This is a genomic window from Gracilibacillus salitolerans (genome assembly GCF_009650095.1).
In the GTDB taxonomy this organism is placed as follows: domain Bacteria; phylum Bacillota; class Bacilli; order Bacillales; family Amphibacillaceae; genus Gracilibacillus; species Gracilibacillus salitolerans.
Genome location: NZ_CP045915.1, coordinates 3,470,530 through 3,494,589, shown reverse-complemented (window position 1 = coordinate 3,494,589; position 24,060 = coordinate 3,470,530). Strand labels below are relative to the sequence as shown.

20 protein-coding genes are annotated in these 24,060 nt (G+C 36.0%); 16 read left to right on the top strand and 4 right to left on the bottom strand.

Going from position 1 to position 24,060, the window contains the following annotated elements; genetic code table 11:
• The first annotated feature begins 678 nt into the window (after positions 1 to 678).
• From GI584_RS16720 to GI584_RS24300, 4 genes are all read left to right on the top strand, one after another.
• Positions 679 to 2,145, top strand: coding sequence for an extracellular solute-binding protein (locus GI584_RS16720; protein WP_407647419.1), 1,467 nt, complete (start codon positions 679 to 681; stop codon positions 2,143 to 2,145).
• A gap of 91 nt (positions 2,146 to 2,236) precedes the next feature.
• Complete coding sequence (locus tag GI584_RS16715) at positions 2,237 to 4,528, top strand: glycoside hydrolase family 95 protein (protein ID WP_153791925.1); 2,292 nt, start codon at positions 2,237 to 2,239, stop codon at positions 4,526 to 4,528.
• 170 nt (positions 4,529 to 4,698) lie between these two features.
• Entirely contained in the window at positions 4,699 to 6,219 is a 1,521-nt protein-coding gene (locus GI584_RS16710; protein ID WP_153791924.1) for an extracellular solute-binding protein, read from the top strand.
• A gap of 216 nt (positions 6,220 to 6,435) precedes the next feature.
• The gene (locus GI584_RS24300; RefSeq protein WP_325063406.1) at positions 6,436 to 6,690 is read left to right on the top strand and encodes a Parvovirus coat protein VP1-like protein; all 255 of its coding nucleotides are present in this window, start codon (positions 6,436 to 6,438) and stop codon (positions 6,688 to 6,690) included.
• 165 nt (positions 6,691 to 6,855) lie between these two features.
• On the opposite strand, the gene GI584_RS16705 is transcribed toward GI584_RS24300, so the two are convergent.
• Positions 6,856 to 7,356, bottom strand: coding sequence for a hypothetical protein (locus tag GI584_RS16705; protein ID WP_153791923.1), 501 nt, complete (start codon positions 7,354 to 7,356; stop codon positions 6,856 to 6,858).
• A 339-nt stretch (positions 7,357 to 7,695) separates the two neighbouring features.
• Between GI584_RS16705 and GI584_RS16700 the strand changes: the two genes are divergently transcribed.
• The 4 genes from GI584_RS16700 to GI584_RS16685 all read left to right on the top strand — a co-directional run bounded on the left by GI584_RS16700 (position 7,696) and on the right by GI584_RS16685 (position 10,488).
• Positions 7,696 to 8,199: a DinB family protein gene (locus tag GI584_RS16700; RefSeq protein WP_153791922.1), complete on the top strand. Its 504-nt coding sequence runs from the start codon at positions 7,696 to 7,698 to the stop codon at positions 8,197 to 8,199.
• Positions 8,200 to 8,409: 210 nt separating this feature from the next.
• Positions 8,410 to 9,147 carry a YqcI/YcgG family protein gene (locus GI584_RS16695; RefSeq protein WP_325063405.1) on the top strand — a complete coding sequence of 246 codons (738 nt, stop codon included), beginning with the start codon at positions 8,410 to 8,412 and terminating at the stop codon, positions 9,145 to 9,147.
• Positions 9,148 to 9,296: 149 nt separating this feature from the next.
• A complete protein-coding gene (locus GI584_RS16690) occupies positions 9,297 to 9,773 on the top strand; it encodes a DinB family protein (protein WP_153792997.1) in 477 nt (158 codons plus the stop codon).
• Positions 9,774 to 10,002: 229 nt separating this feature from the next.
• Complete coding sequence (locus GI584_RS16685; protein ID WP_325063404.1) at positions 10,003 to 10,488, top strand: spore coat protein; 486 nt, start codon at positions 10,003 to 10,005, stop codon at positions 10,486 to 10,488.
• A gap of 80 nt (positions 10,489 to 10,568) precedes the next feature.
• Here GI584_RS16685 and GI584_RS16680 read toward each other — a convergent pair whose 3' ends face one another.
• Entirely contained in the window at positions 10,569 to 10,751 is a 183-nt protein-coding gene (locus tag GI584_RS16680; RefSeq protein ID WP_228552266.1) for a hypothetical protein, read from the bottom strand.
• A 12-nt stretch (positions 10,752 to 10,763) separates the two neighbouring features.
• Positions 10,764 to 11,453, bottom strand: coding sequence for an NAD(P)H-dependent oxidoreductase (locus GI584_RS16675; RefSeq protein WP_100359662.1), 690 nt, complete (start codon positions 11,451 to 11,453; stop codon positions 10,764 to 10,766).
• A 144-nt stretch (positions 11,454 to 11,597) separates the two neighbouring features.
• Here GI584_RS16675 and GI584_RS16670 point away from each other — a divergent pair, with 144 nt between their 5' ends.
• Both GI584_RS16670 and GI584_RS16665 read left to right on the top strand, forming a co-directional pair.
• Positions 11,598 to 12,455, top strand: a complete 858-nt coding sequence (locus tag GI584_RS16670) for a methyl-accepting chemotaxis protein (protein ID WP_100359663.1) — start codon at positions 11,598 to 11,600, stop codon at positions 12,453 to 12,455.
• Between the two features lie 11 nt (positions 12,456 to 12,466).
• The gene (locus tag GI584_RS16665) at positions 12,467 to 13,927 is read left to right on the top strand and encodes an aldehyde dehydrogenase family protein (protein ID WP_153791921.1); all 1,461 of its coding nucleotides are present in this window, start codon (positions 12,467 to 12,469) and stop codon (positions 13,925 to 13,927) included.
• A 324-nt stretch (positions 13,928 to 14,251) separates the two neighbouring features.
• Here GI584_RS16665 and GI584_RS16660 read toward each other — a convergent pair whose 3' ends face one another.
• On the bottom strand, positions 14,252 to 17,257 hold the full coding sequence (locus tag GI584_RS16660; protein WP_153791920.1) for a chondroitinase-B domain-containing protein: 3,006 nt from the start codon (positions 17,255 to 17,257) through the stop codon (positions 14,252 to 14,254).
• 177 nt (positions 17,258 to 17,434) lie between these two features.
• Here GI584_RS16660 and GI584_RS16655 point away from each other — a divergent pair, with 177 nt between their 5' ends.
• The 6 genes from GI584_RS16655 to GI584_RS16630 all read left to right on the top strand — a co-directional run bounded on the left by GI584_RS16655 (position 17,435) and on the right by GI584_RS16630 (position 24,002).
• The gene (locus GI584_RS16655; RefSeq protein ID WP_100359666.1) at positions 17,435 to 18,331 is read left to right on the top strand and encodes an AraC family transcriptional regulator; all 897 of its coding nucleotides are present in this window, start codon (positions 17,435 to 17,437) and stop codon (positions 18,329 to 18,331) included.
• A gap of 165 nt (positions 18,332 to 18,496) precedes the next feature.
• On the top strand, positions 18,497 to 19,534 hold the full coding sequence (locus tag GI584_RS16650; protein ID WP_153791919.1) for a zinc-dependent alcohol dehydrogenase: 1,038 nt from the start codon (positions 18,497 to 18,499) through the stop codon (positions 19,532 to 19,534).
• Between the two features lie 213 nt (positions 19,535 to 19,747).
• Positions 19,748 to 20,908, top strand: a complete 1,161-nt coding sequence (locus GI584_RS16645; protein WP_153791918.1) for a Gfo/Idh/MocA family protein — start codon at positions 19,748 to 19,750, stop codon at positions 20,906 to 20,908.
• A 33-nt stretch (positions 20,909 to 20,941) separates the two neighbouring features.
• Entirely contained in the window at positions 20,942 to 21,796 is an 855-nt protein-coding gene (locus GI584_RS16640) for a sugar phosphate isomerase/epimerase family protein (protein WP_100359669.1), read from the top strand.
• A gap of 45 nt (positions 21,797 to 21,841) precedes the next feature.
• On the top strand, positions 21,842 to 22,834 hold the full coding sequence (locus tag GI584_RS16635; RefSeq protein ID WP_153791917.1) for a hydroxyacid dehydrogenase: 993 nt from the start codon (positions 21,842 to 21,844) through the stop codon (positions 22,832 to 22,834).
• Positions 22,835 to 22,880: 46 nt separating this feature from the next.
• Positions 22,881 to 24,002, top strand: coding sequence for an alginate lyase family protein (locus tag GI584_RS16630; protein WP_153791916.1), 1,122 nt, complete (start codon positions 22,881 to 22,883; stop codon positions 24,000 to 24,002).
• The last annotated feature ends 58 nt before the right edge of the window (positions 24,003 to 24,060 follow it).

Genomic DNA, 24,060 nt, shown 5'->3' with positions numbered 1-24,060 from the left:
AATAATCATTATATAAGGCAAAGGAGCACTATATTGACAGGGGTTTTATTGAAAATAGCGTTGGAAATAATCATCATTAAAGATACAAAATTAATAAGTGAAAATGATTATCTTAAAACAAAAAAAATTACTAACCATCACCGGTAAGCGTTTTCTTTCAATGTAAAAGTGATTATATACAATTTAACAGGGGTTTACTAATATTAAACGTATAATGAACATTGACAAAAGAGAGGTGAATTGCTGAGTCACAGAGATTTATAAGAAAGAAATTTGATTTAACTTTGAAGATGTAATACAGAGAGGGAGGGTTAATGTGGGCAATACCAATCAGGTGTTTTTTATAAATAATACTTATATAGAAGACGGCTCTCTATGGCTCCCTGTCTAATAGGGATTTGCCGGAATTAATTAGAACAATAAAATGAGATTTGTGTCTTATCATTGCATACGATAGCCCAACTTAGATGCTTCTAATTTTTTGAAGAGAGTTTTGTAGTTGAGTCCAACAAAATAGAACAAGGGAAAGTACCTTAAGTTTGTTTATTAATCAGAATAGGTAGGAAAGAGGATATTATTTAATTTCATTCTTTTTTTATAATATTAAAAATAATAATAGGGGAGATATATGTGAATAGTTGGAAAGAAAGAGTTATGCTATTGATGCTTACAACTTTGATGTTTTTAGTGACAATCGCTTGTAGTGAAAACAATTCAGAGAGTAGTAATAATGATGGCTCTCAATCTGATGAACCTTTTGAATTTTCTATGATAGTAGGTCTTCATACATCAGAAGTGCCGGAAGAGAGGGTACAAAATAAGATTGAAGAATTAACCAACACAAATATTGACATTCAATGGATTCCAGCTAGCAACTACTATGATCGATTGAATTCAGCATTTGCAACGAATTCACTGCCAGATGTAATTAATGTCGGTTCTCAGGAGATAAATCAATTTCGAGATGCTATCGAGGATGATCGATTTTGGGAAGTAGGCCCATATATCGAAGAATATGAGAATTTGTCAAAATTGAAAGAGAATGTAATAGAGAATACTTTAATAAACGGGAAAGTTTATGGTTTGTACACAGGAATACCGTTATCACGTCAAGGATATATCTATCGTAAAGATTGGGCTGATAATTTAGGTATTGATGCCCCTACTTCAACAGAAGAATTTATGGAAATGGCTCGCGCCTTTACAGAAGATGATCCAGATGGAAACGGTGAAGATGATACGATGGGACTTGCTGATAGAGGTGACCTTATTTACGGTGCATTTAAAACGGTATCTTCATGGTTTGGAACACCTAATTACTGGGGACAAAATAACGGCCAGCTATTACCTGAGTTTATGTTTGATGAGTATATGCAAACGATGGATTACCTCAAGGAGATGCACAGCAAAGGCTATGTCAATCAAGATTTTCCTGTCACAAGTAAAACGGATCAACAAGAAATGTTTAAAAACGGTACTGCAGGTATATACGTTGGAGCAATGGGTGATGTAGGGAGTTTATATAATGATGCTATCGCTATTAATCCTGAGCTGGAATATGATGTGAATAACTATGTAGAAGGTCCAGATGGTGAATTTGGTGTGTGGTCTTTACCGGGTTATGGAAGTGTCATGATGTTTCCTAAGAGCTCAGTTGAATCGGAAGAAGAATTAAAGAATATCTTAGCATTTTTCGATAAAATGATGACTTCGGAAGTGGCAAATATAGCAAATTGGGGTTTTGAAGGTGAACACTATGAAATAGTTGATGGTAAGGCCAAGCTAGTAGATGATGCATTATTTGAACGTGAAGTAAAGCCATATAATGCACTTTTAATTGGAGAAGAAGAGACAAGAGGAAGTTATGAATCATTGATGGAGTATGAAGTGAAAGTGAAATCAGAAGAGTTAATCAAAGATAATGAGAATTATCTGATCGTGAACCCAACTGAACCATTATATTCAAAAACTTTTGTACAGGATAGTACACGTTTACAACAAATCATAACAGATGCTACCTATCAATATATATTAGGACAAATTGACAAAGAGGAATTTGAAGCAGCTGTTGAGGATTGGCTCTCTCAAGGAGGAAATGAAATCATAAAAGAATATAACGCTGCATGGCAAGAAACAACGAGTTAAGTAACACTCCCAGGCCTCTTTTTTGAAGGTCTGGGCTTTAATAAAACAGCTATTAGTAACACTAATATATTATTTAAGTGAGGTGTGAAGAATGGGGAAATCAAATAAAAAATTATGGTATAAAGAACCTGCAGAAGAATGGAATGAGGCACTGCCAATTGGAAATGGGCGGTTAGGTGGAATGGTTTTTGGTCAAGTATCAAATGAAAAAATACAATTAAATGAAGATTCTATTTGGTATGGTGGCCCGCGAGACAGGATAAATCCAGACGCGCTATCTAATTTATCAACAATTAGAAATTTACTGTCAGAAGGAAAATTAAAAGAATCGGAAGAATTAGCAAAATTATGTTTCTCGGGTATTCCAAAGTCGCAACGTCATTATGAACCATTAGGGGAGATTAGTATGGATTTTAATGATGTTAATGGCTATACGGATTATTATAGAGAGCTAGATTTGCAAACAGCAGTTGTAAAATCGACCTTTCTATCAAATAATATTAAATATCAAAGAGAAGTATTTATGAGTTATCCGGACCAAGTAATGGTTATGAGATTGTCTGCTTCCGAAGAAAACTCGATTACATTTAAGGCTAGTCTAGATAGGGGAAATTGTAGAAATCTGGATACTACAGAACAAATTTCTAACGATAGTGTTATCATGCGAGGTGAAACAGGTGGAAAAGATGGTATTGCTTTTTCTTGTGCATTGAAAGCGGTTGCTGAGAATGGAGAGGTGAAGACACTGGGTAATCGTATATGTGTAACTAATGCAAGTGCAGTAACTATCTTTCTGACTGCTGCAACTACTTATCGATTTCAAGAGCCAGAGAAACAATGTTTAAAATCATTAGCCGACGCAGAAGAGAAAGGTTATGAGGATTTAAAGGAAGACCATATAAAAGACTATCAGGCACTATTTAATCGTGTGGAAATGGAACTATCGGATAAAAACCAGATTAAATCAGTTTTACCAACAAACGAGCGCTTAGCTCTATTACAACATGGAAAAGCAGATATTGATTTAATAAATACTTATTTTCATTTCGGACGCTATTTAATGATATCTTCTAGCAGGCCAAATTCATTACCAGCTACGTTGCAAGGAATATGGAATGACAGAATGCTTCCACCTTGGGATAGTAAATATACGATAAACATAAATGCACAAATGAATTACTGGCCAGCTGAATCCTGTAATTTATCCGAATGCCACCTTCCATTACTTAAACACATAGATAAAATGAGAGAGTCTGGTAGAATAACGGCAAAAAAAATGTATAACTGCCGTGGCTTTACTGCTCATCATAATACAGATATCTGGGGGGATACTGCTCCACAGGATATTTATTTACCTGCTAGTTATTGGCCATTAGGAGCTGCGTGGCTTTGTTTACATCTATGGGACCACTATGAATATACAAGTGATATAGAATTTTTAAAACAAGCTTACGATATTATGAAAGAAGCGGCTTTATTTTTCGTAGATTTCCTTGTTGAAAATAAAGATGGGTTAATGATCACCACACCTTCTGTATCTCCTGAGAATACGTATCTATTGCCAAATGGAGAGAAAGGTAATTTGTGTGAAGCACCATCTATGGATAGTCAAATTATTTATAATCTATTTACTAACTGTATCTCTGCAAGTGAATTGTTAGAGATAGATAAAGAGTTTAGAGAACATCTTCTTCAATTAAAGTCAAAATTACCTCAAATAAAGGTGGGGAAATACGGACAAATTCAAGAATGGCTGGAAGATTATGAGGAAGCAGAGCCTGGTCATCGTCATATATCTCATTTATTTGCTCTTCATCCTAGTAATCAAATATCTCCAATCACCACACCAATTTTAGCAAAAGCAGCTGAAACTACATTGAAAAGACGACTTGAACATGGAGGAGGTCATACTGGTTGGAGTAGAGCATGGATTATTAACATGTGGGCGCGATTACACAAAAGTGAAGACGCTTATGATAATTTGATGGAACTGTTAAAGATATCTACTTTGCCAAATCTATTTGATAATCATCCACCGTTTCAAATTGATGGTAATTTTGGTGGTACTGCAGCAATAGCTGAAATGATTGTTCAAAGTCATAGTAAAGAAATCAATCTATTACCTTCCTTACCAAATGCATGGAAGGATGGATATGTTAAAGGGCTAAAAGCAAGGGGAGGTTATGAATTAGAAATAAAGTGGGAGAATCACCAAATAAAATATGTAAATATTTATGCCTCACAAACAGGAGTATGTCGTGTAAGAATAAATTCTAATTTAAAAGCTAGTATAAATAATCAAATATTAACAAAAGTAGAGGATGATTTATTTGAATTTTATGCAGAAGATAATAAAACCTACGAATTAACGTTGGAAAAATAATAGAGTAGTCGGGAAGGGATTTGTATTCAAACACAAAGTTAATCATTAAATGAGAAATGGCCTTGGAAAATTAAATTCTCCTATAAGATAAAGAAGGGAGGTAATAAAAATCTCTTTATAACAAACCTGAAGTGTGAAGAGTATTTTTAATGAAAGGGTGACAAAAGCAAATGAAAATTATTAAAGATAATTTACTGGTGAAATTTTTGGGTGTTATTTGTTTAGTCTTAATAATATTAGTTGCTTGTAACAATAATGACAGCGCTTTAAATGAAGAGGAGAACAAAAACGACGAAGGGGGCGAAGAAACCACCATTCATTTTATGACAAATCTGTTAACACCTAATGTACCTAATGAAAACATTTTATCAAAAGTTGAAGATGCAACTGGATTTAATCTAGAAATAGAATGGATCCCTGATAACAATTATAACGAAAGATTAAATACTGCTTTTGCAACAAACTCTCTTTCTGATGTAGTAGCAGTTGGATTTCAACAATTGGATCAATTTAAAGATGCAATTCGTGATGGACAATTTTGGGAGATTGGTCCATATCTCGAGGAATACGAGAATTTAAGTAAATTAAAAGATGAAATAATAGAAAATTCGAAAATAGACGGCAAGGTTTACGGTTTATATCAAGGGCGTCCTTTATCTAGATCAGGTGTTATTTATCGGAAAGATTGGGCGGATAACTTAGGACTTTCCGCACCAACAACAACTGATGAATTTTTTGAAATGGCTAGAGCATTTACTGAAGATGATCCTAATAATAGTGGACAAGATGATACGATTGGTTTGACGGATCGAAATGATCTAATATATGGATCATTTAAAACCATTGCATCTTGGTTTGGTACGCCTAACTATTGGGGAGAGCAGGATGGGGAAATCTTGCCACAGTTCATGTTCCCGGAGTATATGGATGCAATGAATTTTATAAGAGAATTACACGGGAATGGTTTCATGAATCAAGATTTTCCGGTAACTAGTAAAGACGATCAAACAGAGATGTTTAAAAACGGAACTGCCGGACTCTATGTAGGTTCAATGTCTGACGTTAAGGCTATGTATGACGATGCAGTAAAGATTAATCCTGATGTAGAATATGATGTTCAAAATTATGTTGAAGGTCCTGATGGTGAGTATGGTATTTGGTCTATTCCTGGTTATGGTAGTTTATTTTTATTTCCAAAATCAGCAGTAGAAACAGAAGAAGAATTGAAGAATATACTTAAATTTTATGATTATCTTATGACCCCTGAGGTATCAAATTTAGCATTGTGGGGCGAAGAAGGTGTACATTATGAGTTAATAGATGGTCAGGCACAAATAATGGACCAGGATAAATATGATGCAGAGGTAAGGCCATATAAAATATTCGAAGTTGGTGAACCCGAAACAAGCGGAAAATACGAATCATATAACGACTATGAAATAGCAATTAAAGCGCTCGAAATGGAAAAAGATAATGAAAATTACTTAATTCAGGATCCAACAGTTAACTTAGAATCTGAAACTTACACAGAAAATGCGGGACACTTAGGTCAGATAATAGATGACGCCACCTATCAATATATGCTAGGAGATATTGATGAAGCGGGATTTGAGGCAGCTATTGAGAAGTGGATAGAAACTGGTGGTACGGAAGTATTAAAAGAATTTAATGAAAGCTTGGTTAATCAATAAGTATATTCAAATGAATTTTATTTAATATAAAAGCTATTAAATAATTGTTAAAGGAATTTATCGCCTGAAATGTTGAGGTGGAAAACTAATAAATTGCCCCAGATCTCTTTTTACTTTTGTAGAGATCTGGGTTTTTCTGCTGTGTAATATGATAACGATTTTTTGTAAAATCATATACAGGTTATCCAAATAAATCCTCAACAGACAACAATTCAAATGGGGAGTAACCAAATGCCGTGTTTACCCGGTTATCGATATTGTGGTCCAGGCTGTAGCGGACCCGGTTCCCCATTAAATACACTAGATGTTCTATGCATGAAAGATGACGATTGTTACCGAAGACATGGATCAAATAAGTACTGTGATGAGTTATTCATGAAGAGGTTGCAACCATATATCCATCGAAGAGATAAAATCGGTAGAGATACATCTCTCATGTACCGAGTTATTTCATTAAAAAGAGGGTTATAATTTAAAAAAACACATAGTGTAAGTTTTACTTTACTAATGTGTTTTTTTATGCATTTCCGTTTTCTTCTATTCTTTTCATTTAAAATGTATAATTCACGTATTACAACAACGAGCTGGTTAAATTTGAATGTAAGGATTCATGTTCATTTCAACTGTTTTTTAAAATTAGTAACCATTTATAATTGCTGTTTTGTAATACTTCAAAAAGCCAATAAACATTAACATAGATCCAATAATATTATAGGCTACACGGAATCCGTGAATAATTAGGAATTCTCGCGCTGTTTGGACAAGGAATTCAACAGAATGAACCGCTGTTCCTTCTATAAACATGATTTCGTTACGCGGCCATTCAAAAATCATGGATGTCGCCCCTTCCAAAACAATCATGAGCATACTTAACAATATCCAATAACGCGCTGGTTTAACCTTCCATGACAAGATAACAGCTAACATCCCAGTGGAAATACTAGCCATACCTATAGGTGGGAAATAAGTGTGCGGACTTGCTACAGCCATGAATTCCATACTTACTTCCAATGATTCCGGAATGTTATGAAAGATATTCGGATAGACCATGAATGTATCCAGTAAAATACTTCCCAACATAATCCATTGAATCCATAGGTGTGCAAGTACAGCTATAAATGCAATCTTTTTCAGCATAATTTAAAACTCCTTCCATATAAAATAGTTCTTAGAATCAAATGTTTCATGATGCTGAATCTATTATATTTACTGAATCTTAATTTCTTATTAGGCAATTCTTAACTAATTCTTAAATGTTTTTAGAAAACAAATTAACAGATTATTACCCCGTTACGAAATTATAGTGAAAATATCTAGCGGGTTACGTGAAGTCATCTTTTACCTACATGATGTCCTGTTCATGAGCATCTATTATTAGAAAAGAATGAAAGGAAAATACTTGAAAAACAAGAACAAGTGTTCTGTAATTTATTTATAATATAAATGATGTGAATATTGATTATGGAGGTATTACACATGGATGTGACAATTGCAGACTTTATTAAAGAATGGAAAAGGGAAGCAATGCTTACTCAAAAAGTTTTGGATGGCCTGACCGATGATTCATTACAACAACAAGTTTATCCACAAGGTCGTACTTTAGGGAGGATTGCATGGCACTTTACAACAAGTATTCCAGAATATTTAGCTGATTTTGGATTAGAGATAGACAAGGTAGAAAATGCAGAGAGAATCCCAACCTCAGCAAAAGAAATTGTTGAAACTTTTAATAACGTAAGTTCTTCTGCATCTAAAGCCATCGAACAACAATGGACAGAAGAATCTTTGGAGAAAGTGCAAAATGCATTTGGAAGAGAAGAAACAAATGCTCAAATTTTAATGGGACTAATCAAACACATTGTTCATCATCGTGGGCAAGTTACAGTTCTTTTGCGTCAAGCAGGAATAAAACCTTATGGGGTTTACGGTCCACCGAAAGAAGACTGGATCCATTTAGGTATAAAAAATCCACCACTTTAAGGTGCATTCATTTAAGAGGAATGGGTAAGCCATAGATATGATTATCACTTTAATTTTTATTAGCCAAACTTAAATTTGCGTAGTAACAGACTTCTTTTAAACCAAGGAATATGAAAATAGAAGAGTTAGATATCACCTCCGCTAAAGCCCATTTTACTAAGACATTTACCCGAATATTGTTTCGGTGAATAAGATGTAAGAGGGCGTGAGGTGATTATTTTGAACAAATTGTACAACAAAGATATAACGAAGCGGAAACTGCTTGATCCCTGGAAAAAAAAAGTCCTTGAACATTTTAAAGAAAAAATGTCAAATAAAGAACACCCCTTTCCCTGCATTCCGGCAACGATTGGCTACTCTTTAAATCAGCTGCGTTTTGGGTTTGTGGGAGATCCAACAGAAGAAGAAACGATTCAAGAGCTTGCAGAATTGTTAGGTATTTATTCAGAGCACTCAAGAGGATTTGGCGAGTACACTTCACTGATCATATTTTATAAAATACCAGAGGAAATGAAGAAAACATACTCGGTTGAACAATATGAACAGTTATTTTGGGAGCAGCTTAGTAATCTGAAGGTTTTTGACACTGATGAATGGCCACTTGAGATTCCGACAGACCCACATCACCACATGTGGGAGTTTAGTTTTCATGGTGAAAGGTATTTTATGTATTGTGCAACCCCTTCCCATCTTAAACGAAATAGTAGATCTTTTCCCACATTGATACTAGCTATTACCCCGAGATGGGTTTTTCAACATTTTAACGAATCGAAACACGCAGAGAAGATAATAAAGCAAGTAAGAAATAGAATAAAAACTTATGATTCGCTCCCGATTCATCCTGAGTTAAAACCGTATGGAGCAGATGACAACTTTGAGTGGAAACAGTATTTTTTACGGGATGATAATCAGACATTATCGAAATGTCCATTTCATTATGATAAGTAAATGCATGGTATAACACTTTGCATTTACTTTTTTTATTGTTAGAAAACGATTATAATGAAGATAATTAATCTAGACGAGAAAGTGGGGAGTACTAAGTGAACAGACCAGAATCAAATGAATATGCTGACTACTATGTAACTTATGTATCAATGGTACCAGAAGGTACTATCATGGATAATTTAGAAACGCAGAGAGAGGATTTATTGAAGCGACTGAGAAATTTAACAGAAGAACAAGCAAGTTTTCGTTATGGTCCTGAAAAATGGAGTATAAAAGAGGTAATAGGACATTTAGCGGACACAGAGCGATATATGGCTTATCGTATTTTTTGCATAGCACGTGGCGAAAAGACAAACTTACCTGGTCACAATGAAGAAGACTTTGTCAAAGAAGCTATGTTTGATACGTATTCTCTCCATACATTGCTAGAAGATTATACTTTAGTCCGAAATGCTACTTTACAATTGCTCAAAAACTTACGAAATGATGTCTGGACTAATTGGGGCAATGCAAATGGCTTTTCGGTAACCGTCCGGGCACTGGCATTTATTGTTGCAGGACATGAGCTTCATCATTTAAAAATACTAACAGAACGCTATTTTCAAGATGAAGATTTTCCAGCATAGTATTTAAATGTGCAGAGGTATATCACATATATCGAGATAAAAAAGCTCCCCATTCGATAAAATGGAGAGCTTTTACTTTTTTACAGCTGGAATTTTGATCTTAATAAAAAAATGTTCTTCTTTATGAGCGGGTAAGTGTTTCATTAGGCGAAGAGATTATATGATATGTACCTAAATTAGTTCCTGCACATAGACTACATAGTAATAATAAAAAAAGGAGCGATACAAAGTGGATAACACTTATCATCAAACACTTGCATGGCACGAAACACTAGAAATGCATGAATTAGTTGCATTCCAATCAGTTGGTTTAATGAAATTAAAAATGGGATTAAATCAAATCCAAGATCCTACATTGAAAAAAATCTATCTACAAACGATAAAAGAATTGGAAATGAACTTAAATGAACTGCTTCAATTTTATCCTTATGCACCACACCCTGGTCCTTCCAGTGAATACCGTATTTCAGACAGTTTCTATGCAGGGGATTTATTAGCCTTTGCCAAAACAGCTGTAAGAAATTATGGGATTGCCATTACAGAAGTAGCTACACCAGCATTAAGAAACGTGTTAAAGAAACAAATGAATCTAGCGGTTACCTGTCATGAACGTATATATACTTATATGTATCAAAACGGGTTATATCCATCTTATGACTTAGCAAAACTGTTACAAAATGATATGATGCTGGCAAATAAAGCGCTATCGATGTAAGACAAAGGATTAGTTTATATAAATACTAAAAACTTCCATAAGTGGGGGATTAAAACCCCCACACTTATGGAAGTTTCACTTTATTCACGCCATTTTCTTGGACTCCAAATCGTGCCTTCCATTTCGCCTTCCATTTGGTCCATCCGTCTTTCTTGTTCTTCAATTATATCCTGTGCTGCCTTTATTAGTGTACGTTGATAGTAATCATCTGTTCGATCAAAGACTTGTTGTAATTGATGAATCATCCATTCATTTTCTTCCATCACTTTTTCCTCCTATTCAAGAAACATATCGTCTAACACCATTTTTAGTTCGTCTATTTTAACTCGATTTTCTTGAATCTGCTCCATAGCAAATGTTAAGGTACCTGTTTCAGTAGTATGTTCGGCAACTTTCTGCAATTGTTCGATTAGCCATTCCTCTCTGGTAGCTAGACTAATATCCTTTTCCATTGTAAGCAACTGCCAATACCTAATTAAGATGTTCATTTTCTGTTCTTCTTCCATATAAAAAAATTGAAAAACGGATAGTGGTCTCAGATAAATCATTCCTAATTTATTTGCCATTGCTTGAAATGGTTTAGTAAGTTCACTTATCGTAAATAGTTCCTCGCCGCCTGCCTGATATTCTCTCTCAGCTACACCAATCATCATAACTAAACCAAATTCCTTTCCAGCAAGTGGCTTTCTTCTAGTACCATATCCAAAACCTTCTCCCAAAACTTCATCTTGCCATTTCTTTAAAAGGGGTGTTCCACTATACCAATAAAAAGGAAACTGAAAAATAATCCGGTCGTGTTTTTTTAATAATTCCTGTTCTTTCACTACATCTATTTCCCTTTTTGAGTATAGATTCTCTAAATGGTGAATGGTTATGTCTTCTTGATTTTTTATGGAGCTTAAGAAGTATTGTTGACTACCTGATTCGATCATGTCTGGATGGGATGTGATTAGTAATGTTCTCACATATACACTCCTTTCGCTTACGATGGTACTTTACTTATGTATTCCTTTTATATCCGAAAACATTCACCTTTACACATCCAAAAGCTACTTAATAATTTACAATATTATCCGATATAAAAGTGTAAGCACTAAAGGAGGAATAAAATGGAAGTCAACGTAGAACAGTATCATCCAATAATACAGGCTTTTGTTAGAGTAGGCCCATTTTTACAAACGCTCATTAATGACGATATTACCATTGGCATTTATGATGCAGAAAAATTAATCATTAATTACCCTGCTCAAAATTTTTCTCTCAATGTTCAGCCTGGTGATCCCTTAATGGATGGAGATATTGTGACAAAAGCAATTAGAGAGAATAAAAATCAAGCGGCTGCTGTTCCGTCTGAATTATTTGGAGTACATTTAATTGCTAGGGCAATTCCCTTGCATGATGAGGAAGGTAACGTAATTGGTGGAGTCGGAGTTGGACAAAGTATTGCAGATGCACAAAAATTAAATGAAACATCAAGCAATCTTTCGACAGTGATGGATGATGTCACAAAAACAGTGGAAGATATGGCAAATGCCATTAATACACTTTCCACTGATATTCATCAGGTTTCTGACAGAGCCAACACAGTTAGTAACAGTGCGGAAACCATTGAGAAGATGTCTAATGTGGTTAAAGAAATTGCGGAGCAAAGTAATTTGTTAGGACTTAATGCTTCTATAGAATCTGCTCGTGCCGGCGAGCATGGTAAAGGCTTTGCAGTGGTAGCAGATGAAATTAGAAAGATGGCAAATAACTCAAAAGAACAAGTGAATGAAATTCAATCGATAACGAATGAGATAAAGAATGCTATAAGTAATCTAAACGAACGTATCCAAAATGTGAACGAGCAATCTGACTCACAAGCAGCATCTATTCAAGAACTAACAGCAACAATGGAGGAAGTTAACTCCAATGTTCAAGTGTTAGCAGATCTTGCAGAGAAGAACGTAGCAGTAAAAGAAAACTAGGAGGTCTTGTGGTGTTAGATTTTCAAACTTTACATAGTCAATATATCGATGGTAGTTGGAGAGAAGGAAAGAGCAGTCTTAAGATGGAAAATAAAAACCCTTATAATGGTGAGGTTTTGGCAGGCTATCAAGCAGCAAATATAGAAGATGTTGAAATAGCTTATCAATCAGCTAAGAGAGTCCAAAAAGATTGGGAAGCAGTGAATCCAGCTGTCAAACGTGAAATTTTTGAAAAAGCTGTTCTTGTCATAGAAGAAAAACATGAATCAATCGCTCAAATCATTACCAAAGAAATTGGTGGTACTCGGTTAAAGGCTGAATTTGAAATTGGTCTTGTGAAGAATATGTTGAAGGAAGCGGCAACCTTTCCTTTGCGGATGGAAGGGAAAATTCTCCCTTCTGTTACGGATGGTAAGGAAAATAGAGTGTATCGTGTACCGATAGGTGTCGTAGGTGTGATCAGCCCGTTTAATTTCCCGTTCTTTTTATCGATGAAATCTGTTGCTCCAGCTTTAGCAGCAGGAAATGGAGTTGTGTTAAAGCCGCATGAACATACCGTAATTACTGGTGGAACCATGATTGCGAAAATTTTCGAGGAAGCAGGATTACCAAAAGGATTATTAAATGTGGTAACAACGGAGATATCTGAAATTGGTGATGCATTTGTAGAACATCCTATTCCAAAATCAATATCGTTTACTGGCTCTACACAAGTTGGTCGGCATATCGGTAGTGTAGCCGGTAAACATTTAAAGGAAGTACATTTGGAATTAGGAGGAAATAGTGGATTAATCGTACTTGATGACGCAGATATTGATTTAGCGGTGAGTGCTGCTGTGTTTAGTCGTTTTACACATCAAGGGCAAATTTGTATGTCTGCCAATCGTATTATTATTCATGAAGCAGTGTATGATAACTTTGTTGAGAAGTACTTAGCGAAAGTTTCGGAGTTAACTTGTGGAGATCCAAATGACGATAAAACAATTATTGGCCCACTTATCAATGAAAAGCAAGTAGAAGCTACTTCCAAACTTATTGAAGAAGGTATTAAAGAAGGTGCAACCCCTCTGATTAAAGGGGAGATTCGAGGCAACATCGTAGAACCTGTTGTTTTCGGTAATGTTACAAAAGAAATGCAAATTGCTAAGGAAGAAATTTTTGCACCAGTTGTTAGTTTAATAAAAGCTGCTAGTGATCAAGAAATAATTGAAATCGTTAATGACACGACATATGGATTAAGTGGTGCTGTCCACACAGAAAATATCGAAAGAGGAGCACAACTTGCCAAACAAATGGAAACAGGTATGATTCACATTAATGATGGTACGATTAATGATGAACCAAATGTTGCTTTTGGAGGCATGAAAAATTCTGGTGTTGGAAGATTAAACGGGGAATGGAGTTTAGACGCCTTTACGACAACAAAGTGGATTTCGATTCAACATCATCGAAAACAGTTTCCGTATTCGTGACTAATATTATACAAAAAGAAGAACCTTGTATTCCTGATTTAGATTGTAATGAGAAGCAGCTAGATATTTTTGCACAATGAAAAACACGGAAATGTCAGTGATTAAAGACATTTCCGTGTTTTTTGATAAGAAGGAAAGAAAAGTTGGGTATTTATTTAGCTCCAAGCGCCCAGAAACTAGGCGACTTCACAAATGGCCCTACGATAAGTCATCATCGGTTCGCAAAGCTCACTTTGATTCCTTTATCTCAGTTGATTCTGAAGTCGCTACGTTTCTAAACGGGCGATCTGCGCTTTTCTTAGAATATAGATTCCTCTGAGATGTTTAGTCCTCGATCTCTGGAATTAACACTTCCGTCAAGCTATTCCAATTATTTTCCGAATTACCGTGGCCAATAATCCTTACATATTTTGCAGGTATTTCTTCAAAGGAATAGGTTTCTAACTCGATGGTTTCACCACTATTTTCGCCACTGAATACTTCGGTCCAAGAGCTGCCATCGGTGGAAACCTCAATATCAAAATAGGATTTTCGTTCATCACCGCTCATCCAGGCAAGTTGTACTTGGTTAATAAGCAGTTCTTCACGTAATTCGTACATAATCCATTGTTCGCCTTCTGCTGACCAACGTGTAGATAAATCACCATCAATCGTATTTTCTTTGCTGTTTTCTGGTTGTGGTTCATCACTAGCTTCCACGTTTATAATCGTTTGGATGATAATCTCAACGGGGATTTCAATGGTCCTATTACGATAAGTAGCTGTTATTGCTGATTCTCCCGTTTCTCCAACAGCGCTTAAAGTTCTTTTGTTGATTGTTAATAGGTCTTCATCCATTGCTTCCCATATAATTTCTTCAGCAGATATTGTGGCCTGATAACCTCCTTTATAGGTAGCATGTGTAACAAGATCAGACAAATTCTTATCAACGCCTATGCCAAGTTGAATGTTATCCTCATTAATTGTAAAATCCTCGGTGTGAAATTGTCCGGTGCTAAAGTTTTTAACTTCAACATCAATTCCTGATAATGTTTGAAGCTTCATCGAATGTAATTCACGTTTATCTTTAAACGTATTGCCATTAACAAAACTAGATAGGTAAAATTCTTCCAAAGGTATGATCACATGGTGCCATTGTTCAGAAATAGACCCAATTTCCGCGCTCCATTCTTCGACTCCATGTTCTTCAAACAATGTCATTTTTAATGTGTCCCAGACCGGAAAATCATCATTACTCGCCTTAATATCAAAAGCAACATAATCTTTTCCTTCTAATACATGTGGAATAAGTTTGGACGGGTGTCCATTTACTTGTATTTCTGAGTTCTTTTTAATTAAATTAGTGACTGTGTTCTCATTAATGGATGATTGGTCAATTGTTTCTAATTGATCAGACGTTTCTTTTAGTCCTTTCAACCACCATTTATTTGTTGGACCAACATCTGAAATGGTTAATGGAATGGGATGATCTTTCCCTTTTTTCGTATGATAAATTTGTGAATTGGAATCGTAGTTCATTTTTAATTTCTGCTTTTGGAGACCAGTCTCTATATTACCGATCGCTGCATCATTTCCAATTAATTCAACCCGGTTATTCTCATAATGAATGTTTTCACCAATTACCTGATGAATGGCTTCCCCTTCATTTAGAACAATACGATTATTCGTGATCATACTATCTTTTGGTTCGTAATAGGTGTACTGGGAAGAAGGATTAAAACTGAATCCATCACCTACCACAATTGCTTGGGAAGTAGGATACATGATAACGTTATTCGATATAGTAGCGTGTTGAACAGGAATATAGTTCATTTGTCTTTCCTGTTCAGCTTCTGCGTCATGGCGTCCAGCTAGGACACGAATTCCTTGCCCTACTTGATACATATAATTATTATTAATCGTTTGATTTTCGTCTGTTACACGAATACCGAATTTTGTACGAAGGAAAACGTTCTCTTCTACGGTATTGTTAGCCCCGAAGCGTAGCGTAAAACCAGAATCAGAGTTTTTGAAGGTATTGTCGCGATAGACATTATTGGCTGTCTTATTACTAATAATTTCTGAACCATCGCCAATAATATTCTCAAAAAGATTGGATTCGACCGTTGTATAGACGTCTACTTGTTCATATCCATAACCTTGCCCAATTTGAATAGATTCCAAGCCATTATTCCCTTCCTCAGGATATATTTCATTTACTTCCGGGATATCTTTAAAATAGTTATGATCAATTTTGTTATATTGGTTTTCAAGGTTGTTATTGTCATTTACTCGTATGGCGATACCCATGGATACATTTCCTTTTAACGTATTATGGTCGATTCGATTATATTGAGAATTGTTTCGAACCCGAATCACACCAGCATATGGATCTGTTGGGCCAGAATTATGAAAAAAGTTTCCTGTAATACGGCTATGGGATAAACCGCTTAACCCGAGAACATAATTGTGACCTGAAGGATTAGCCTGATCAAAATGGAAATCTCTGAATGTAAGGTAGTCTCCCATTAATGTAATATGGACATTACCGGTAAATATAACCTCACCTGGTGTTTCAGCTTTGATTGTTATCGGGTTATTTTCTACACCATTTCCTGTTAAAGTGGCTTCGAAATCTTGATAAGTTCCATTTGGTACGATGATTTCATCTCCTGGTTGAGCGTTAGCAACTTGATTTTGTAATGTTTGTTCCAGTTCGATAACGTCTGGATCTTTTTCATCCTCAGGATTTGGTGGATCGATATGCATATAGTCCACATGGATGGTTATTGGATTTTCTTCCTCGATATGGTTTTTTGCATCTGATCGAACCTCCGTTATTTCATCCCCAATGGAAAATTTGTTTTTACCATCACTAGCAGTCATTTCATTTAAGGTAAATTCTCCTTCATACCATTGATCCAATTCAATGTCTCTGTGTAAAGTGATAAAGGTTTGCGTATTATTGGTTCCTTTCAAACGAAAAGCGATGTAGTCTACTTCAGCAGCTTCATGCCCTGTGACTTTAATACGATAGCTTACCTTATTTTGAGTGCTTTCAACGGAAAAGAGTGAATCGTTACTGTTAACAGGAGTTACCATTACTCGAGCAAATTGGTATTCTGTCGGATTTGGTATAGTAGCTTGAGCTATTCCGTCGACTATTTCGACACTTTCATTAAGATTAAAACTCTCTGTACCTTCTTCAAAGTCAAGATGAAGAACACTATCATTGTTTTCTGCTTTCATAATGGTTGGTAAAAAAAGAAACATAAAAATGCTTATAAAGAACAACAGTGTCAAATAAAATGATCGCTTGATCCCAGAGGTATACATAGCCGTTTGTTTCATCAACTCATCCTTTCAGAGAATAATTTTTAATAATCCTTATTTTAGAGAGCATTAGACTGTATTTCTATAGCGGTTCCTCATCATATTTTATCCAATCTTCATATTTTCAAAGTTTGCTAATTACGATAAACCGTATATAATAGCAAATAATAATGGATAGAGGAGGCTGAAGTAAGCATGTTACGCGATAGTCATTTACAGATGTTGTGGACAGCAAGGGTGGATTATGAATCTGGATCAGGTGTCAATCAACATAAGCATGATCAATTCTACCAAGTATTACTCATCCTTTCAGGCAAAGGAAAGACCGTAATCGATGAGAAGTCATATCCATTAACTAAGGGACAGATCTATTTATTCCACCGAGGCATTCTACATCAATTCAGCTTCACAGAACCTGCTATAACGATAGATTTTAAATTTCGAATTTTAAATAAAGAAATGGAACAAATGCTGAGGAAAAAGAATATGGTCGGGGACTGCCCGGCGGACGAATTGGAAGAACTGAAGAAATGGTATCAAATAGCAAGAACAGTTGATCATTGTTCAGATCAGTATAAACTATCCAGAATTGATGCAGGGTTTAAAAGTACGTTTATTTCATTACTTGCTCAATTTGGAGAAAGTGAAAGTTCATCACATGCTAGATATACTACATTTGAAAATAGACAAGGGTTACCGTTATCCTTAACACCCACACAACACCCCATCGTCAGTTATGTAGAGAAATATTATGCACAAAAAATCAATTTAAAACAATTAGCTAATCGTTTTAATTACAATCCACACTATATTATAAAAATATTTCAGGAACAGGTTGGAATGTCGCCGATCCAATACTTGCAAGAAATTCGTATCCATCATGCATGTTATTATCTGGAGTATTCGAGTATGTCTGTATCTGAAATAGCCCAGCAAATTGGTATGACTCCACCATACTTTTCTCGGTTATTTCATAAAAGACTTGGAATGTCCCCGAGCACATATAGAGATTACCTTGTGGATTTCATAGGTAAAGATATTGTGTTTTCCGATAATTTTACGAATAAATGGAGGATCGTCAAACAAGAATAACTATCATCCTATCTATTAAGACTGTCTCAAAAATAACTCCCCCGTTATTTTGGGACAGTCTTTTTTCTCTGATTTTTGGATAAGGAAATATGAGGATAGTTCATTCTCATAATCGTTCGTCAGCCGTAAAATAAGGGGGAATAAAATAGAAAGGATAGTGATCAGATGGTAAAAAGAATGTCAGTACCTCCCATGGAATTAGTAGAATCAAATGGTCCAGGTACACAGAAATGTGCTGTGATGAAGGATGTTGAAGATATAAAAATCAAGCGTGCAAAAATACCAGAGCCAAAAGAAGGAGAAATAAGAGTAAAGATCAAGTGGGTTGGTATTTGTGGAAGTGATCTGGAAGTATTTCGGGGGGATAGAGAACCTGAATTTATCAGTTACCCAACCCGATTAGGTCATGAGGTGGCCGGTGTAATTGATAAAGTTGGAGAAAATGTGACTGGAATAAGAGAAGGAGATCAGGTAGCACTTCGTTATGTCTGGGGAGCATTTGCGGAGTATGTGTGTTGTAAGCCATTTTCAGTGAAAGTACTTCCGCAAGATTTTCCGTTGATAGAAGGGTCGCTAATCGAAGTACTTCCAGGTGTGATACATGCAGCAGAAATTGCAGATATTTCTCCTAATAAGGATGTGTTAATCATGGGGCAAGGTGTTAGTGGACTTATACTTACACAGGTTATTAGTTTGTTTAGCCCGCGAAATTTAGTTGTAACAGACTTATTTGAGGAGAAATTAGCGTTGGGGAAAAAGTACGGTGCTACCCATACGTATAAAATTCCTACTCCAAGTACAAAAACAGTAGATATTATAAAAGATGATTTTCCAGATGGTTTTGATATTGTTGTCCCTGCACTACTTGAAGGAGATGGAATGGTGGATGCTATTGATGTAGCGGCGCAAAATGGAAAGATAGTAATGTATGGTTGTATAGGTACATGCAATCAATCGATTGACTTCTTTAAAGTACACAAAAAACGATTAGATATTTTTTCCACTGAACCGAAACGTGATATAGATAATCGGCGATATTTTGATCAAAGTCTTCAATTGGTCTTAGATGGACTAGTCAATACCAAAGAAATGATCACCGATGTTTTCTCACTTGATCAAGTTGCAGATGCATTTGCCTTACGAAATGAACCAAAAGGAGATACATTACACGTAATGATTGACTGTGAAACTATCAAGGAATAAATGGTTGGACGATTCGTATTTCTGTCGGGACCTAAAAAAAACACAAATAGAGTAAAACAAACCCAAAGAAATGAAAAGTGAGAAAAGGTAATATTAAGTTAATGTACAGTGAAGGGATTCATGGAGGTGGTTTGATATAAAATGTCAGCGCTATCATTCGAAATGTGTTTATTGGTAATAAATAGCGATGTAATTGGAAGGAGAGTATAAACTATGCAACATGTCCGAATTGGTATTATTGGTGTAGGGACAATGGGAAAAAGACATGCCACATATTTGCAAGATCAACTAATTACAGGGGCATCACTAACAGCCGTACTGGAAACTGATGCAGAACGGGTTGGATTTTTAAGAGACCATTTGAATAAGAGTGTACGGGTTTTTACTGATGAAGAGACTTTTTTTACGTCCGGATTAATCGATGCAGTGATTATTGCAACACCTCATTATGACCATAGCCGTTTAGCGATCAAGGCATTTGAACACGGTCTTCATGTCTTGTGCGAAAAACCAGCAGGAGTGTATACCAAGCAAGTACGTGAGATGAATGAAGCTGCTCAGCAAAGTGGAAAGATATTTTCGATGATGTACAATCAACGCACGAATCCACTTTATCAAAAATTACGTGACTTAATTCAAACAGGAGAATTAGGAAATATTCGTCGGATAAATTGGATTATTACGACATGGTACAGGTCACAAAGCTACTATGATTCTGGTGGTTGGCGAGCAACATGGGCTGGTGAAGGAGGAGGCGTTTTAATTAATCAATGCCCACACCAATTAGATCTATGGCAATGGATGACAGGGATGATGCCAAAACGAATACGAGCGTTTTGTTACTTTGGAAAGCATCGGGATATTGAAGTAGAAGATGAAGTAACCGCATTTGCAGAATATGAAAATGGGGCGACAGGCGTGTTTATTACAACTACTTCGGAGGCACCAGGGACAAATCGACTGGAAATAACAGGGGATCGAGGAAAAGTAGTTGTAGAAAACGGAAAATTAGATTTTTGGAGATTACGTGTTTCTGAACCTGAATTTAATCAAACCTACCAAGGAGGATTTGGAACTCCTGAGAGCTGGAGAGTAGATATACCTATAAAAGGGAAAGAGACGGCACATCCAGGTATTACGCAGAATTTCATCGATGCCATTTTAAAAGGGACAGAACTGTTGGCTCCAGGTGAAGAAGGAATTAAAGGACTATCTCTCTCCAATGCAATGCAACTGTCTGCTTGGCTAGATGATTGGGTGAACCTGCCAATTGATGAAGAGCTTTATTATCAGTATTTACAGGATAAAATCAAAAACTCTAAGGTGAAAAAAACCGATAATAATATTGCCTTACATGTAGAAGGAAGCTATTAGGATATAATCTGTTTCAGGAGAGGTGGATGGAAGATGAAATTTTCTGTATTTACAGTCATGACACCAGATGTTACACCAGCACAAGTGATTACTTATTTAAAAGAAACGGGATACGACGGAGTAGAATGGCGATTTAAAGAAACACCAAATGATATAAAACAAGAAACACCAAGCTTTTGGCGCAATAATTTATGTACGATTTCCCCGGACGTAACAGAACGAGAATTGACTGACTTATTAGCATGGACGAAAGATTATGGTCTGGAAAATACTAGTGTCACGCCTTACTTAACAGCTGGAGATATAGCTGCAACTGAGCGTGTATTACAAGTCGCTCAAAAACTAAGAGCATCATCCATTCGTGTAGGTGTTCCAAAATACAATCGATCTCAAAATTATCATGATCTATATCAAGAAGGAATTCGTTATTTATCAGAAGTAGAGCAAATGTGTAAGCATTATCAAGTGAAGGGTCTTGTAGAAACCCATCATAACACCATAACACCAAGTGCAGCTCTGGCCTATAAGTTAGTTCACCAGTTTGATCCAGATTATATTGGTGTTTTATATGATCCAGGTAACATGGTCAAAGAAGGATATGAAAACCATCGCATGGGAATGGAATTGTTAGGACCATACTTAGCGCATGTTCATGTAAAAAATGCTAGTTGGGAAATAATCGGCCAACAGGCGGATGGATCGACTCAATGGGAAGCAAATTGGTGTTTGTTAGAAAAAGGAGTAGTAGATTGGCAACAAGTTTTTTCTGATCTAAAAGCTGTTGGATATGATGGATACATTGGCATGGAAGACTTTAGTGGGGTTTTATCAACAAAAGCTTCGCTACAACACAATATTGACCGAATTAAGGCGATAATAACTAGTTAAAGAGTCAGGATTGACTCTTTAACTATGATAAGGAGTCCGATCACAATGAAAGCAATGTATATCATGAGTGATAAATCTTTTGATTTAGTCTATCCACCCAAAATAAGACAGGAAATTGAATCATTAGTAGAAGTGATGGAACCACTACTTACACCAGCAATGCTACAAGAAGATTACACGGTGTTAAATGATATTGATGTGATTTTATCCGGCTGGGGCGGACCTAGAATAGATCATCGATTACTCCAACATGCACCTCAATTGAAAGCTGTTTTTTATGCGGCTGGTTCATTAAAGAAGATGGTAACAGATGAAATGTGGGATAAAAATATAATCATAACCAATGCAGTCCATGCGAATGCTGTTCCAGTTATGGAATTTACAGTGTCACAAATTTTATTTTGTCTCAAAAATGGCTGGCAGTTTGTTAGAGATATTCAACGGGATAAAATCTACCCAAGCAAACCCTATGATATCTTCGGTAGCTTCGGAAGTACAGTTGGTATTATTTCTCTAAGTACGATTGGTAAAGGGGTTTGTGAATTATTAAAACAATTTGATCTAAAGGTAATTGCTTACGACCCATTCGCTAATCAAGAAGAAGCTAAAGAGTTAGGGGTAGAACTATGTGATCTCGAAGATATTTTTCAACTATCAGATATTGTTTCTTTGCATACGCCGTTACTTGAAGAGACAAGAGGGTTAATTACGGGGGAGCATTTCCAAATGTTAAAGCCTAATGCTTGTTTTATTAATACAGCTAGAGGGGCAATTGTTAAAGAAAATGAGATGATCCAAGTATTAAACCAACGTCAAGATATTACAGCAATATTGGATGTCACAGATCCAGAACCACCAGATCAGAATTCTCTTTTATATTATTTACCAAATATTGTATTAACTCCTCACCTTGCAGGAAGTCAAGGGGCAGAATGTGCAAGAATGGGGTATTACATGTTTTTAGAGTTAGAACGGTATGTGAACAACAGACCCCTACAATGGCAAGTATTTCGTGAAGAATTTCAAAGGCAAGCATAAAAGTTAATCCAATAAGGCTGTACCAACGAAGGAGGAGTTACCTACCATGTATAGACAAATAGAAAAAGGGTCATCGTTATTTTCTGAAGATTATCTGAATTGGATTATAGAAAAGGCAAACGGAGCATTAAATAAAACCCCGATGTCTATCACGGATGCCGTTTCCAATCAAAGTCCAGGTAATGAGCATGACTTCTATTCTAATGGTGATTATTGGTGGCCCAATCCTGATGCTGAAGATGGACTTCCATACATCCGGCGGGATGGTGAGTCGAATCCTGATAATTTCTTTTCCCATCGAAAAATCTTACGATGTATGCGAACCAATGTAGCCCATTTAACTGCAGGTTACTTGCTTACTGGCAAGGAGTTATTTGCGAAAAAAGCGGTAGATTTTCTCACCACATTTTTCTTAGAAAAAACAACGAGAATGAATCCACACCTTCGTTATGCTCAAGCTATTCCAGGTGTTTGTACAGGTCGAGGTACTGGGATTATCGATACATTACATTTAGTGGATATTCCGATGGCGATACGTATACTACAATCATCGTCTGCATTATCTAACGAAATATTAGTAGCCTTGAAGCAATGGTTTAAGGATTATTTGAACTGGATGAACACCCATCACTATGGACTTGATGAAAGAAAGGCAACCAATAATCATAGTGTCTGCTGGTATGTTCAAGCGGCAAGCTTTGCAACATTAGTGGAGGACCAGGAAATGCTGCGCTTTTGTCGAGAGCAATATAAGTTAAATTTGATTCCGAATCAAATGGCAGCAGATGGTAGCTTTCCTCGTGAACTTACACGTACTAAACCATATAGTTATTCTATTTTCGTTCTCGACAACATGGTAACGTTAACTCATTTATTAACGAGACCAAAAGAAAATCTGTGGGAATTTCAATTAGAAGATGGCAGAGGTATTCAAAAAGGATTAGCCTTTTTATTTCCCTACTTACAAGATAAATCTAAATGGCCTTATCCAGATGATGTAGAACATTTTGATGGATGGCCGGCACGAGTCCCATCGCTGTTATTGGCAGGGCGCGCACTACAAAAACAAGAATATATGGATCTGTGGAACAGGCTTAATATCGAACCAGTTAATCCAGAAGTAAGGAGAAATATCGCTATACGTCAACCAATACTTTGGATACAATAATGAACATGTTAAGGGGATACATTCCACTTTTTCAGAATTTATGGTACCATAATGTAAG

Excerpts from the sequence above, each read along its gene's own strand:
- GI584_RS16720 (WP_407647419.1), top strand. The coding sequence starts at position 679 with ATGTTTTTAGTGACAATCGCTTGTAGTGAAAACAATTCAGAGAGTAGT.
- GI584_RS16715 (WP_153791925.1), top strand. The coding sequence starts at position 2,237 with ATGGGGAAATCAAATAAAAAATTATGGTATAAAGAACCTGCAGAAGAA.
- GI584_RS16710 (WP_153791924.1), top strand. The coding sequence starts at position 4,699 with ATGAAAATTATTAAAGATAATTTACTGGTGAAATTTTTGGGTGTTATT.
- GI584_RS24300 (WP_325063406.1), top strand. The coding sequence starts at position 6,436 with ATGGGGAGTAACCAAATGCCGTGTTTACCCGGTTATCGATATTGTGGT.
- GI584_RS16705 (WP_153791923.1), bottom strand. The coding sequence starts at position 7,356 with ATGCTGAAAAAGATTGCATTTATAGCTGTACTTGCACACCTATGGATT.
- GI584_RS16700 (WP_153791922.1), top strand. The coding sequence starts at position 7,696 with ATGGATGTGACAATTGCAGACTTTATTAAAGAATGGAAAAGGGAAGCA.
- GI584_RS16690 (WP_153792997.1), top strand. The coding sequence starts at position 9,297 with ATGGTACCAGAAGGTACTATCATGGATAATTTAGAAACGCAGAGAGAG.
- GI584_RS16680 (WP_228552266.1), bottom strand. The coding sequence starts at position 10,751 with ATGGAAGAAAATGAATGGATGATTCATCAATTACAACAAGTCTTTGAT.
- GI584_RS16670 (WP_100359663.1), top strand. The coding sequence starts at position 11,598 with ATGGAAGTCAACGTAGAACAGTATCATCCAATAATACAGGCTTTTGTT.
- GI584_RS16660 (WP_153791920.1), bottom strand. The coding sequence starts at position 17,257 with ATGAAACAAACGGCTATGTATACCTCTGGGATCAAGCGATCATTTTAT.
- GI584_RS16655 (WP_100359666.1), top strand. The coding sequence starts at position 17,435 with ATGTTACGCGATAGTCATTTACAGATGTTGTGGACAGCAAGGGTGGAT.
- GI584_RS16650 (WP_153791919.1), top strand. The coding sequence starts at position 18,497 with ATGGTAAAAAGAATGTCAGTACCTCCCATGGAATTAGTAGAATCAAAT.
- GI584_RS16645 (WP_153791918.1), top strand. The coding sequence starts at position 19,748 with ATGCAACATGTCCGAATTGGTATTATTGGTGTAGGGACAATGGGAAAA.
- GI584_RS16640 (WP_100359669.1), top strand. The coding sequence starts at position 20,942 with ATGAAATTTTCTGTATTTACAGTCATGACACCAGATGTTACACCAGCA.
- GI584_RS16635 (WP_153791917.1), top strand. The coding sequence starts at position 21,842 with ATGAAAGCAATGTATATCATGAGTGATAAATCTTTTGATTTAGTCTAT.
- GI584_RS16630 (WP_153791916.1), top strand. The coding sequence starts at position 22,881 with ATGTATAGACAAATAGAAAAAGGGTCATCGTTATTTTCTGAAGATTAT.